The 12,344-nt window shown below is 73.6% G+C and carries 11 protein-coding genes; 9 read left to right on the top strand and 2 right to left on the bottom strand.

Annotated features, from left to right (window positions below; genetic code table 11):
* Window positions 1–59 precede the first annotated feature (59 nt).
* Window positions 60–1,184 (top strand): NADH:flavin oxidoreductase/NADH oxidase, encoded by a 1,125-nt coding sequence (locus ACQPXD_RS39450; RefSeq protein ID WP_432827294.1) that lies wholly within the window; start codon window positions 60–62, stop codon window positions 1,182–1,184.
* A gap of 6 nt (window positions 1,185–1,190) precedes the next feature.
* Here ACQPXD_RS39450 and ACQPXD_RS39445 read toward each other — a convergent pair whose 3' ends face one another.
* Entirely contained in the window at window positions 1,191–2,003 is an 813-nt protein-coding gene (locus ACQPXD_RS39445; RefSeq protein WP_432827292.1) for an IclR family transcriptional regulator, read from the bottom strand.
* A gap of 121 nt (window positions 2,004–2,124) precedes the next feature.
* Between ACQPXD_RS39445 and ACQPXD_RS39440 the strand changes: the two genes are divergently transcribed.
* From ACQPXD_RS39440 to ACQPXD_RS39405, 8 genes are read left to right on the top strand one after another with little or no spacing between them, the layout of a single operon-like run.
* Window positions 2,125–3,240 (top strand): CapA family protein, encoded by a 1,116-nt coding sequence (locus ACQPXD_RS39440; protein WP_432827290.1) that lies wholly within the window; start codon window positions 2,125–2,127, stop codon window positions 3,238–3,240.
* A gap of 26 nt (window positions 3,241–3,266) precedes the next feature.
* Window positions 3,267–4,475, top strand: a complete 1,209-nt coding sequence (locus ACQPXD_RS39435) for a dipeptidase (protein WP_432827288.1) — start codon at window positions 3,267–3,269, stop codon at window positions 4,473–4,475.
* A complete protein-coding gene (locus ACQPXD_RS39430; protein ID WP_432827286.1) occupies window positions 4,472–5,629 on the top strand; it encodes a M20 family metallopeptidase in 1,158 nt (385 codons plus the stop codon). Before ACQPXD_RS39435 ends, ACQPXD_RS39430 begins: the two co-directional genes overlap by 4 nt.
* A 10-nt stretch (window positions 5,630–5,639) precedes the next feature.
* Window positions 5,640–6,341, top strand: coding sequence for an ABC transporter ATP-binding protein (locus ACQPXD_RS39425; protein WP_432827284.1), 702 nt, complete (start codon window positions 5,640–5,642; stop codon window positions 6,339–6,341).
* Entirely contained in the window at window positions 6,338–7,126 is a 789-nt protein-coding gene (locus ACQPXD_RS39420; protein WP_432827282.1) for an ABC transporter ATP-binding protein, read from the top strand. The genes ACQPXD_RS39425 and ACQPXD_RS39420 overlap by 4 nt, the downstream gene beginning before the upstream one ends.
* 15 nt (window positions 7,127–7,141) lie before the next feature.
* Window positions 7,142–8,323 carry an ABC transporter substrate-binding protein gene (locus ACQPXD_RS39415; RefSeq protein ID WP_432827280.1) on the top strand — a complete coding sequence of 394 codons (1,182 nt, stop codon included), beginning with the start codon at window positions 7,142–7,144 and terminating at the stop codon, window positions 8,321–8,323.
* Between the two features lie 6 nt (window positions 8,324–8,329).
* Entirely contained in the window at window positions 8,330–10,333 is a 2,004-nt protein-coding gene (locus tag ACQPXD_RS39410; protein WP_432827278.1) for an ABC transporter permease, read from the top strand.
* On the top strand, window positions 10,270–11,322 hold the full coding sequence (locus ACQPXD_RS39405) for an aldo/keto reductase (RefSeq protein WP_432827276.1): 1,053 nt from the start codon (window positions 10,270–10,272) through the stop codon (window positions 11,320–11,322). The genes ACQPXD_RS39410 and ACQPXD_RS39405 overlap by 64 nt, the downstream gene beginning before the upstream one ends.
* A 2-nt stretch (window positions 11,323–11,324) precedes the next feature.
* Here the strand turns inward: ACQPXD_RS39405 and ACQPXD_RS39400 are convergent, their stop codons facing one another.
* Window positions 11,325–12,263 carry a LysR family transcriptional regulator gene (locus ACQPXD_RS39400; protein WP_432827274.1) on the bottom strand — a complete coding sequence of 313 codons (939 nt, stop codon included), beginning with the start codon at window positions 12,261–12,263 and terminating at the stop codon, window positions 11,325–11,327.
* Between the last annotated feature and the right edge of the window lie 81 nt (window positions 12,264–12,344).

The raw sequence follows: 12,344 nt of genomic DNA, 5'->3' as shown, positions 1-12,344 counted from the left end.
GGCGCCATGGCGTGTCAATGGGCGTCCGCTCCACGGAGCGTGGTCGAAGGAGTGCCGGTATGTCGGCGAATCTGTTCAGTCCGCTCGAGATCCGCGGCGTGCGGCTGAAGAACCGGGTCGTCGCGTCGCCGATGTGGCAGTACTGCGGCGTCGACGGGGCGCCGACGGACACGCACGCCGTCCACCTCGGCCGGCTCGCCGAGGGCGGGGCCGGCCTGGTCTTCCAGGAGGGCACGACCGTGGACCGCCGCGGCCGGGGCACCGTCGGCGACCTCGGCCTCTGGGACGACGACCTGGTCCCGCACTACGCGCGCCTGGTCGAGCTGGTGCGGGCCGGCGGCGCCGTGCCGGGGATCCAGCTGATCCACGCGGGGCGCAAGGGGCGCCGGAATCCGCCGTGGGCCGCGCACGAGCCGGGCCCGCCGGCCACCGACGACTGGCCGGTGCTCGGTCCCAGCGCGCTGCCGATCGCCCTCGAAGGCTCCGGTGTGCCGGTCGAGATGTCGCCGCGGGACATCGCCGAGACGGTGGACTCATGGGTGAGCGCGGCCCGGCGCGCCCATCGGGCCGGATACGAGGTGCTCGAGGTGCAGGCGGCGCACGGGTACCTGATCCACACCTTCCTGTCGCCGCTGTCGAACCATCGCACCGACCGCTACGGCGGATCGTTCGCCAACCGGGCCCGGCTGCTGCTGGAGATCGTCGACGGCATCCGCACCGTGTGGCCGGCGGACAAGGCGCTGTTCGTCCGCCTGTCGAGCGTGGATGCCGAGTGGGACCTCGACCAGACCGTCGAGCTGGTCCGGGAGCTGCGGGCGCACGAGGTGGACGTGATCGACTGCAGCTCCGGCGGTCTCACCGGCCTGCCGGTCTTCGGCGCTCCGAGTGCCGGCTACGGCTACCAGGTGCCGTATGCCGAGGAGATCCGCTCCCGCACGGGCGTGCGGACCATGGCGGTCGGGTACATCGTGCACGCCACCCAGGCCCAGGCCGTCATCGAACGGGGGCAGGCGGACCTGGTGGCGCTCGGCCGCGAGCTGCTGCACAACCCCAACTGGCCGATCGACGCCGCCCGCAAGCTCGGCGTGCCCGACCCCTACGCCCAGGCCCCGAGGCGCATCGCCTACTGGCTCCGCAAGCGCGACGGCAGCTTTCCCGGCTTCGCGCCGTCCACCGACGGGTGACCCCGGTCAGGCGGACGAGACCAGCCGGCTGATCTCGTCGGCCGCCGCGACGGCCAGGCCCGCCAGCGCCTGCTCCTGCGCGGCCTCGTAGCGCATCTCCGGGATGGAGAGCGCGACCGCCCCGACGGGCTGCCCGGCCGCGTTCGTGATCGCCGCGCCGATCGAGGCGACGTGCGGGCGGTACCACGACGACATGTTGAGCGCGTAGCCCCGCTCGGCGGTGCGGGCGATCTCCCGCCGGAGCTCGTCGGAGCTCGGCACCGGGTTGCCCGCGAACTCGCCGAGCTCGTCCCGCAGCAGCTCGTCGAGCTCGGTGGCCTCCAGGCGGGCCATGATCGCGACGCCGCCCGAGGTGGCGCGCAGCGGCAGGCGCGTGCCGACGTCGAGGATCACCCGGACGACCTGGGTGCTGTCCTCCCGGGCGATGATGACGTACTCCTCGCCGTCGCGCAGGCCGAGCAGCACGGTCTCGTCCGTCTCGGCGGCGAGGCGCTTGAGGACCGGCCCGGCCACCTCCCGGAGGTCCTGTTCCCCGGCGCCGCGCAGCCCGAGGGCGAGCACCTTCATGGTCACGCCCCAGCGCGCGTGCTCGGCGTCCACGACCCGCAGCCAGCCGGCCTGCTGCAGCGTCACCAGGCACCGCTGCACCGAGCTCTTCGGGATGTTGGTCGCGCGGGACAGCTCCGAGACGCCGATCGGCTGCCGGGCGGCGACCGCCTCGAAGACCCGCAGGGTGCTCAGCACGCTGTTCATCGACCGGATGCTGCCGTTCGACCTGTCCTGTCCGGGCGCGTCGTCGACGCCTTCACCTGTGCGCATCGGGGCGTGAGCGTACCACCCAGCGCGCTGCCATGCCTCATCTCGGCACAGACCCTTTACGCGCCGCCCGCGGCTGAACTACGATGCGGCACACCGTATCGCAATGTGGAACGGAGGACGGATGGAGCTCACCGTCGTGGGGGACGTCGTCGTCTCGGGGTGGCCGCGGCGCCCGGCCGTGACGCCCGCGGGGCCGGGGGACTCGGCGTTCGGGCTGCTGCGCGCGGGCGACCTGACGATCGGGAACCTGGAGGTCCCGCTCACCGGGTCGGGGCAGCGGGCCGAGAAGCTGGTCGCGATGCGCGCGCCGGTGTCGGGCGCGGCGGAGCTCGCGGCGCTCGGCTTCGACCTGGTGTCGCTGGCCATGAACCATGCGATGGACTACGGCGCCGACGGCATGCGCGACACGGTCCGGGCGCTGGACGCCGCGGGGGTGCGCCACGCCGGGTTCGGCGAGTCGGTCGCCGAGGCCACCCGCCCCCGGGTCGTCTCCGCCGGCGGTCGCAGCCTGGCGTTCTTCAGCTTCTGCTCCGCGCTGCCGCTGGGCTACAACGCCACGGCCGACCGGGCCGGTATCGGCGCGATCCGCGTGCGACAGAGCTTCGAGTACGACACCGGCTTCCTGGCGGAGACGCCGGGCACGCCCCCGTTCGTGCACTCCGAGGCGCACGAGCCGGACGTCCGGGCGGCCGAGGCGCTGATCCGGGCGGCCAGGCAGCGCAACGACTTCGTCGTCGTGGCGCTGCACTGGGGCGTCCCGTTCCCGTACCTGCCGGCGTCGCAGGGTCCGCTGGCGCAGTACCAGCGGCCGCTGGCGCGGCGCCTGGTCGACGCCGGGGCGGACCTGATCATCGGGCATCACCCGCACTGCCTGCACCCGGTGGAGTTCTACGGGCGCGGGCTGATCCTCTACTCGACGGGCAACTTCGTCTTCGACTGGTGCGACGGGTGGAGCCCGGACTCGATGGTCGCGAAGGAGGACGCCCACCCGTCCGCGCCCTACCGGCCCGCGCTGATGAGCGGCCCCTGGTACGAGAGCGCGGTGTTCCGCGTGGGGCTGGGCGGCGAGGGCGGGCCGGCGCTGCGCCTCGAACCCATCGTGCTCGACCCGGACAGCCAGCCCTTCCTGCCCCGGCCCGAGGTGGCGGCGTCGATCCTCGCCCGGTTCGCCGCGGCGTCGCGGGACCTGAGCCCGTCCGTCGTGGTGGGCGACGACGGGTCGGTGCGGCCGTGTTGACACCTGAAGAGATGAGGTCGTATCCCATGCCGAGCCCGGTGGCCAGGCCCTCCGACTACGAGTCGTTCCCGTACGTGCGGCGCGGAGTCGACTTCCCCGCCATCGAGCTGACCGATCCCCGCCATCGCCGCAGCGGCTTCGCCCCCGCGCTGGACGAGGAGCAGGCGGCGCGGGTCGAGCGGCTGCTCGCGGAGAACGTGATCATCAGCTTCCACGACCACCCGCAGCTGCTGCCGGCCGACCTGGCCGACACGCCGGCGTACCTGCGCACCAGGCAGGAGTTCACCGCCTTCACCGAGCTGCGGCGCTCCGGCCTGACCGCCGTCTTCGACAACTGGTTCGGCATCATCGGCAGCGCGACCCCGTCGGGCTGGAAGTGGGACGACCTGATCGCGGCCCTCGGCATGCGCCTGGCCGACCTCGCGCACCAGGACGGCGTCGTGGTGGCCCGCACGGTCGAGGACATCGCCGCGGCCAAGCGCGACGGCCGCCTCGCCTTCGTCATGGGTACCGAGTCGGCCGGACCGGTCGAGAACGAGCTGGACCGCATCGACGTGCTCTACGGGCTGGGGATCCGGCAGATGGGCCTGGTCTACGCCGAGGCCAACACGCTCGGCAGCGGCCAGAAGGAGCGGTGCGACGGGGGCCTGACCGCCTTCGGCCGGCGGGCGGTGGAGCGCATGAACGCGCTGGGCATCCTCGTCGACGTCTCCCACGCGAGCGACCGCACGTCGCTGGACGCGATCGAGGCGTCGGCGAAACCGGTCGCGATCACCCACGCCGGCGCCCGCGGCGTGTGGCCGATCCCGCGGATGAAGCCCGACGCGGTGCTCAAGGCGTGCGCGGAGCGGGGCGGCGTGCTGGGCATCGAGGCGGCCCCGCACACCACCGTGTCCTACGACCACCGCGCCCACACGATCGAGTCGGTGATGGACCACTTCACCTACGCGGCCGACCTGATGGGCATCGAGCACGTCGCGTTCGGCCCCGACACGCTCTACGGCGACCACGTGGGCTTCCACCACGCCATCAACGGCCGGCTCGGCCTCTCCTCGGTGCTCGACCCGGGCGACGTCGGCTACGACCGGGTCGCCCACGTCGACGGGCTGGAGAACCCGAGCGAGAACTTCCGCAACATCGCCGGCTGGCTCGTCGAGCACGGCTACAGCGACGCCGAGATCCAGGCCGTCCTGGGCGGCAACATCCTCCGACTGCTGAATGAGGTGTGGCGATGACCGACATCGACGACCGGGTCACGCGCGAGTTCGACCGCAACCTGGAGCTGGTTCTGGACCTGTCCCACCGGATCAACGGTAACCCCGAGCTGGCCTTCGCCGAGCACGAGACGTCGGCGGCGATCGTCGCGGCCCTCGGCCGCGGCGGCGCGTTCGCGGTCGAGCGGGCGGTGGCCGGCCTGCCGACGGCCTTCGTGGCGTCGGCCGGATCCGGCGAGCTGGTCTTCGGCATCTGCGCGGAGATGGACGCGCTGCCCGGCATCGGCCACGGGTGCGGTCACAACGCCATCGCCGCGGCGGCCGTGGGCGCCGCGCTCGCGCTGGCGCCGTTCGCCGACGAGCTGGGGCTGACGGTGCGGGTCTTCGGCACGCCGGCCGAGGAGAGCGGGACCGGCAAGGAGATCATGCTCGGCGGCGGCGCCTTCGCCGGGACACACGCGGCGATGATGGTGCACCCTTCGCTGAAGGACGTCGTCGCGCCGCAGTTCCGTGCCTCCCGGTCCTGGCGGGTCACCTACACCGGCCGGGGCGGGCACGCGTCGCGGCCGTGGAGCGCGCTGAACGCCGCCGACGCGACGGTCGTCGCCCAGACCGCCATCGGCCTGCTGCGCCAGCAGCTGCGCGACGGCATCCGGGTGCACCACGTGGTGCGGGAGGCCGGGTCGGCGGTCAACGTCATCGCCGACCGCGCCGTGGTCGACTGCATGATCCGCGCCGACACGATCGACGAGGTCGACGAGGTGTGGCAGCGGGTACGCCGGTGCTTCGAGGCCGGGGCGCTCGCCACCGGTACGGGCGCGGAGTTCACCGCGTTGCCGTCCCTCTACCGCGAGTTCCGGCACGACCCGGACCTGGCCCACGCCTTCCAGGCCCGGGCCGAGGCCGTCGGCCGGACGTTCCCCGATTATCCCGAGAAGCTGTTCGGCTCGACCGACATGGGCAACGTCTCGCAACGCGTCCCCGCGCTGCACCCCATGCTCTCCTTCGACCTGCCGGCCGAGGCCGGCAACCACACCGCGGACTTCGCGGTGGCCGCCGGCGGCGCGGAGGGCGACCGGTTCGTCCGCGACGGCGGGCTGGCGATGGCCCTCACGATCGCGGACCTCGCGCGCTCCGCGCCGATCCGGGCGCGACTGCTGACCGGCGCTCGCTGAAGGCCGCGCGATGCTCTCCATCGACCGGATCGAGTCGGGCTACGGCCTCGTACCCGCGCTGCGGGGCGTGTCGCTGCGGGTGGCACCGGGCGAGATCGTGGCCGTCCTCGGCCCGAACGGGGCCGGCAAGTCGACCCTCCTGCGCACCGTCTCCGGGCTGCTGGCCACCCGCTCCGGCGCGATCAGCCTGAACGGGCGGCGGCTCGACGGCCTGCCGGCCCACAAGATCGCCCGGCTGGGCGTGGCCCACGTCGTCGAGGGCCGCGGCATCCTGCCGAACCTCACCATCCGCGACAACCTCCGGCTCGGCTCGTTCCTGCGCGCGTCGCGCGCCGGGGAGCAGGAGGGCCTGGACGCGGCGCTGGACCGGTTCCCGTGGATGCGGCCGCGCCTGGGCGACCTGGGCGGGCGGCTGTCGGGCGGCCAGCAGCAGATGCTCGCGATCGCGCGGGCCCTGCTGGGCGAGCCGAAGGTGCTGCTGCTCGACGAGCCGTCCCTCGGCCTCGCCCCGAAGATCATCGACGAGCTGTTCGAGGTCATCGGCCGGCTCGCCACCGACGACCGGGCCGTGCTCATCGTGGAGCAGCAGGTCCACCGGTGCCTGCGCGTCGCCACCCGCGGCTACGTGCTGCAGCGCGGCCGGGTCGTGCTCTCCGACAGCGCCGAGGCGCTGCGCGGCGACGAGCGGATCGAACGGGCGTACCTGTCATGACCGGCCCGGCGCAGGCAAGCCCCCGGGCCGCGGCCCGCGACGGCGGCACCCCCACGCTGCGCGTCACGGGGCTCGGCGTCCGCTTCGGCGCCTTCAAGGCGCTGTCCGACGTCTCCCTCGACGTGTGGCCGGGCGAGGTCGTGGCCGTGATCGGCCCCAACGGCGCCGGAAAGTCCACCCTGGTCAACGCGCTCGCCGGCGTCGTGTCCCCGCACGCGGGCGGCGTCGCGCTCGACGGGCGCGCGCTGGGCCGGGCACGTCCGGTCCGCCGGGCCCGCCTCGGCCTGGTCCGCACCTTCCAGACCGCCCAGCTGTTCGGCTCCCTGCCGGTCGGCACGAACATCGACCTCGCCCGGCGCGGCGGCCGCAACCGGCCGGCCGGGGCGCTGCTCGAGTCCGCGACCGGCCTGCTGGGACTCGACGCGGTGCGGCGGCTGACCGCCGACAAGCTCAGCGGCGGCCAGCGGAAGCTGGCCGAGCTGGTCCGGGCCCTGGCCGCCGCGCCGAAGGTACTGCTGCTCGACGAGCCCGTCGCCGGCGTCCCGCTGCGCGACCGGGCGAGCGTCCTGCGGCTCATCCGCCGCCACGTCGACGAGACCGGCGGCGCCGTGCTGCTGATCGAGCACGACATGGAGTTCATCAGCAGCGTCTGCGACTGGATCTACGTCATGAACGCCGGCGCGGTCATCGCCGCCGGCCCATGGGACGAGGTCAGCAAGAACCCCACGGTCCTCGAGGCATACCTGGGGTCCGGACCCACCGCGCCGGCCGCGGCCGGCGACTGAACGAAGGGCATCGACATGATCGGTTCAGCGCAGCGCAGATCGGCCGTCGCCGTGGCGGCCGTGGTGGCCGCCCTCGCCCCGCTCGCGGCCTGCGGCGACAGCTCGTCCGCGGGCGGCGGCGGGGGAGGCGTGGCGAAGGGGGCCACGCTGACCATCGGGGTCTCCACCGTGGCCACCGGCCCGCTGGCGATCAACGACCAGTGCACGCAGGGCCTGCTCGCCTACTTCAAGTACCGCAACGCCCAGGGCGGCATCGGCGGCCACAAGGTGGAGGTGAACGTCATCGACAGCCAGGGCACCGTGGCCGGCGGCGCCACCGCCGCGCGGACCTTACTGGGCGACAAGCCGTTCGCGGTCTTCATCCTCTCCACGGCGCCCTTCACCGGGGCGCAGTCGGTGCTGAAGACGGCCCCTGAGACGCCGGTGCTGGTGCTCGCCAACGGTTCGCTGCTCAAGGCCGCCAAGCTGCCCAACGCGTTCGGCATGTTCACCGACTACACGACGGAGAGCTTCGTCGGCATCAAGCACCTGGCGGGCCTGGGCAAGAAGAAGATCGCGCTGGTGTACGACCCGACCATCGGGGAGAACGCCGCCGACGAGGACCCGGCCGAGGCCGCCAAGTACGGCGCCGAGATCATCAAGATCCCGGTGCCGTCGACGACGTCGAACTTCGCCCCGATCGTGCAGAAGCTGCGCGACTCCGGCGCCGACGGCATCGTCTTCCAGGTCGTCGCGCAGAGCATCGCCGGCACGATGAAGGAGGCCAGGAAGGCCGGGCTGACCCTGCCCGCGGTCTCCTACTCCGGCCAGCTCAACGCGTCGACCCTGCAGCTCGGCGGGGACGCGCTGGAAGGGATGTACTTCTCGGGCCTCTTCCCGCTGCTGAGCGACCCCGCCCCGGCCGTGCAGGAGTTCGCGACCCAGATCGAGCAGTACAAGCCGGACGCCAAGACGGTGCTCGGCGAGCTGGGCTGGAACACCGGCGCCATGATCGAGGCCGCCGTCACCGACGCCGAAAAGGGCGGCGAGCTGACCCAGCAGACGTTCATGGCCGCCCTGCACGGGCTCGGCGGGCGCCCGGTCGGCGTGCTGCAGACCGTGGGCTGGACGGCGACGAACACCAACTCCATCGACGCCGGCAATACCGACGTTTTCGCCCTCTACCAGGTGCGCAACGGCGCCTTCGTGAAGGTCTGACCGTCCATGTGGGTAGTCGTCGTCAGCGGCCTGCTCGCCGGCGGGCTCTACATCGCGATCTCGCTCGGCGTGGTGCTGACCTTCCGCTTCGCCCGCGTGCTCAACTTCGCGCAGGGCGCGATCGCCACCCTCGCCGCCTACGCGGCGTGGCAGGTCGTCGACGACGGTGCGTCGATCTGGCTGGGCTGGCTGGTCGCGATCGGGGTGGGAGCGGCGGTGTCGCTCCTGCTCGGCCTGGTCGTGGGGCGGTACCTCGCCGACGCCCCGGAACTGCTCACCACCATGGCCACCTTCGGCCCGGCGCTCGCCATCATCGGCATCGTCGGCGAGCGGTGGGGACAGAACGCGAAGGCGCTCGCCGCGCCGTCGTCGCTGTCGGGCACGGTGACGATCCTCGGTGCGACGGTGGGCCGGTTCGAACTCGCCTTCCTGGCGGCCATGCTGCTGCTCGTCGCGGCGATCTCGGTGGCGCTGCGGCGCACCCGCACCGGCCTGGCGCTGCGGGCGCTGGCCGACGACCCGGCGATCGCCGCGGTGAACGGGATCGGCGTCGCGGCGCTGCAGCGCCTCGCCTGGGCCGTGGCGGGCGGCATCGGCGGCCTGGCCGGCGTCGCGATCAGCATCTCGGCCCAGCTCGACCCCAACCACCTCACGACGTTTCTCATCTCGGCGTTCACGGCTGTCGTCCTCGGCGGCATCGGGACCCTGGCCGGGCTGGTCGTCGGCTGCCTCGCCTACGGGGTCATCATCGCGCTGGTCTCCTACTACGCCGGGCCGCAGTACCAGGCGCTCACCGCGCTCGCCCTGCTGACCGTGCTGTACCTGATCAGACCGACCGGGCTGCTCGGCCGGCAGGCGCTGGTGGCCGCCAACGGGCTGCCGACCCAGTCCGACGCCGCGGGCGGCGGACGCTGGATCGGCGCCCTCATGGCGGTGTCCGCGGCCGTGGACCGGCATCGGCCGCAGAGCCGGGCCGCGCGCCGGGCCGCCGGGGCCGCCGTCGCGGCCGCGGCGCTCCTGCTGGTGATCGTGCTGCCGCTGCGGCTGTCCGGGTCGCTCGTCTTCGTCCTCGCGACGGCCCTGGCGATGGCGATCGCGGTGGCCGGGCAGAACGTCGCGTCGGGGCTGTCCGGGCGGCTGGCCGTCGCGCAGGGCGGCTTCATGATGGTGGGCGGCTACTGCGCCGGCCTGCTGGTGAGCCGGGCCGGCGCGTCGCCGGTCGTGGCGCTGGTCGCGGCGACCGCCGTCGGCATGCTGCTCGGCGCCGTCATCGGCACGAGCATCATCCGCCTCTCCGGCATCTATCTGGGCATCATCACGCTGCAGTTCACCCTCGCCGTCCCGGAGCTCGCGACCGCCTGGACCGGGCTGACCGGCGGCGAGCTCGGCATCGTCCTGCCGCCCCTGGCGGCCGGGGGCCGCAGCTTCAGCGCGCCGCGCGACGTGTGGACCGTCTCGGTGGTCGCGGCCGTCGTCGCGCTGGGGCTCGCCGCCTGGTTCGGCCGTGCCCGGGCCGGCGTCGAGATCCGCGCCGCGCGGGACTCCGACCTCGGTGCGGAGTCGATCGGCCTGGACGTGCGGTGGCTGCGCGTCGGCGCGGTCGTCGCCAGCGGCGCCGGCGGCACCCTCGCCGGGGCGCTCGGGTCGTTCCAGTCCGGCATCATCACGCCCGAGTCCTTCGGGATGTGGACCAGCGTGACCATCCTGCTGGCGGCGGCCATCGCCGGCCAGGACTCGGTCGTCGCCGGCCCGCTCGTCGGCGCGGCGTTCGTCGTGCTGCTGCCCTACGGCCTCAGCGCCTCGGGCGGCTGGAGCTCGATCATCTTCGGGCTCGTCGCGACGGCGTTCCTGATCGTCCGGCGCGTCGTGGCCCGCGCACGGGTGCTGACCGCGCTGTCGCGGACGCCGGCCGCGGGCCCCGTCACCACCGTGGAGGAGACCACCCAATGGCAGGCACAGCCGGCTGGTTCCGGCCCTTCGGACGCACCGGCGTCAAGGTCAGCCCGCTGACGCTGGGCGCCATGAACTTCGGCGCCGACTTCAACCCCGACCGTACCGAGGCCGAGCGCGTCATCGCGGCGGCCGTCGACGCGGGCATCAACGTCATCGACACCGCCGACGTCTACTCCCAGGGCGAGTCCGAGGAGATCGTCGGCCGGGCGTTGCGCGGCCGGCGGGACCGGATCGTGCTCGCCTCCAAGTTCCACGGCCAGTTCGGCACCGGCGTCAACGACCGCGGCAACTCGCGGCGCTGGATCCACCGGGCCGTCGAGGCCAGCCTGCGCCGGCTCAACACCGACCACCTCGACCTCTACCAGGTGCACCGGCCCGATCCCGACACCGATTTGGACGAGACCCTGGGCGCGCTGTCCGACCTGGTCCGGCAGGGCAAGATCCGGTACTACGGCACCTCCACGTTCGAGCCGCACCAGGTCCTGGAGGCGCAGTACCTCGCCCGGGCCGGCGGGCACGTCGCCCCGTCGAGCGAACAGCCGCCGTACTCCATCCTCGCCCGGGGCATCGAACGGGCGCTGCTGCCGGTCGTCGAGCAGTTCCGGCTGGGCACGCTGACCTGGAGCCCCCTCGCCGGCGGGTGGCTGTCGGGCCGCTGGCGCCGCGGGGCGGAGGTCGCCTCCTCGGCCCGGGCCGGCATCATGGCGTCCCGGCACGACCCGGCCTCGGCCGCCAACCGGCGCAAGCGGCAGGCGGCCGAGCAACTGCTCGACCTCGCCGACGCGGCCGGCCTCGGCCTGGTGGAGCTGTCGCTGGCGTGGGTGCTGCGGCACCCCGCGGTCACCTCGGTGATCATCGGGCCGCGCACCGTGGACCAGCTCGCCGGGCCGCTCACCGCGCCGTCGATCGCCCTCGACGACGACCTGCTCGACGCGATCGACCGGATCGTGCCGCCCGGGGTCACGCTGAACCCCGCCGACGCGGGCTACGCGCCGCCCTCCATCACCGATCCGAGGACCCGGCGCCGGGCCGTGCCCCGCGGGTGAGCTCAGTCGGGGCGGTCGGCGGCGCGCGCCGTCGGCCACGCCCCGGTCTCGACCAGCCGCCGGGTCGCCCGGACGACCTCGGCCGCGACGGCCTCCAGCGCGGGCGGCACCCGGCCGCCCCGCTGCAGGGCGAGCACGACGGTGCGGGACACGTCCGGATCGGTCAGCGGGCCGCCGCTCAGTCGCCCGGTCGCCACGTCCTCGGCGACGCCCGCGGCGGGCAGGACGCTCCACCCGTTGCCCGACGCCACCAGCCGCTTCTGCAACAGCATCGAGTTGGTCTGGCAGGCCACCGCCGGCTCGACGCCGATGGCGTGCAGCGCCTGGTCGACCAGGATCCGCAGCCCGTGCCCGGCAACGGGCAGCACGAGCGGCTGTTTCGTGACGTGGCTCCAGGTCAGCACGCCGGCGTCGGCGAGCACCGCGCCGGGCGGCCCGACCGCCCACAGCGACTCATGGAGCAGCGGCGTGACGGAGATCGACGGCGTCGACGCGAGGTTGTACAGCAGGGTCATGTCGACGTCCCCGTCGTCCAGCCACTGCTGCAGGTGGCCGGAGTAGGCGCTGAGCAGGCGCAGGCCGACGCCCGGGTACCGCCGCCCGACCGCCTCCACCAGCGGCGGCGCCAGGATCTCCACGGTGCTCTCCAGCAGCCCGACCGTCACGATGCCCTGCACCGCCGCGCGATCGGGCCGGATTTCGGCCCGGGCCCGCTCCAGCTCCAGCAGCGCGCGCCGCGCCCGCTCGGCCAGGATCTCCCCGGCCGGCGTGAGCGTCATGCCCTGCCGGGTGCGCTCGAAGAGCGCGACGCCGACCTCCTCCTCCAGCGAGCGGATGTGCCGGCTGACCGCCGGCTGCACCACGTGCAGCAGGCGGGCGGCTTTGGTGACGCTGCCGACGTCGCTGACCGTCACCAGGGCGGTGAGCTGCTTGAAGTCCATCGATTCCTCTACCTGGCCATGCGCGAACCGAGTGGGGCCATCACATATCAGCATTTCACAGCCGCGGTCATCGCAAAGCAA

The organism is Dactylosporangium sp. CA-092794 (assembly GCF_050948465.1).
Lineage (GTDB): Bacteria > Actinomycetota > Actinomycetes > Mycobacteriales > Micromonosporaceae > Dactylosporangium.
The sequence above is the reverse complement of the archived record's forward strand: the minus strand, read 5'-3'. Positions and strand labels throughout refer to the sequence as shown.

Coding starts and splice junctions, on each gene's coding strand:
- ACQPXD_RS39440 (WP_432827290.1), top strand. CDS start 2,125: ATGGAGCTCACCGTCGTGGGGGACGTCGTCGTCTCGGGGTGGCCGCGG.
- ACQPXD_RS39415 (WP_432827280.1), top strand. CDS start 7,142: ATGATCGGTTCAGCGCAGCGCAGATCGGCCGTCGCCGTGGCGGCCGTG.
- ACQPXD_RS39400 (WP_432827274.1), bottom strand. CDS start 12,263: ATGGACTTCAAGCAGCTCACCGCCCTGGTGACGGTCAGCGACGTCGGC.
- ACQPXD_RS39420 (WP_432827282.1), top strand. CDS start 6,338: ATGACCGGCCCGGCGCAGGCAAGCCCCCGGGCCGCGGCCCGCGACGGC.
- ACQPXD_RS39405 (WP_432827276.1), top strand. CDS start 10,270: ATGGCAGGCACAGCCGGCTGGTTCCGGCCCTTCGGACGCACCGGCGTC.
- ACQPXD_RS39425 (WP_432827284.1), top strand. CDS start 5,640: ATGCTCTCCATCGACCGGATCGAGTCGGGCTACGGCCTCGTACCCGCG.
- ACQPXD_RS39450 (WP_432827294.1), top strand. CDS start 60: ATGTCGGCGAATCTGTTCAGTCCGCTCGAGATCCGCGGCGTGCGGCTG.
- ACQPXD_RS39435 (WP_432827288.1), top strand. CDS start 3,267: ATGCCGAGCCCGGTGGCCAGGCCCTCCGACTACGAGTCGTTCCCGTAC.
- ACQPXD_RS39410 (WP_432827278.1), top strand. CDS start 8,330: ATGTGGGTAGTCGTCGTCAGCGGCCTGCTCGCCGGCGGGCTCTACATC.
- ACQPXD_RS39430 (WP_432827286.1), top strand. CDS start 4,472: ATGACCGACATCGACGACCGGGTCACGCGCGAGTTCGACCGCAACCTG.
- ACQPXD_RS39445 (WP_432827292.1), bottom strand. CDS start 2,003: ATGCGCACAGGTGAAGGCGTCGACGACGCGCCCGGACAGGACAGGTCG.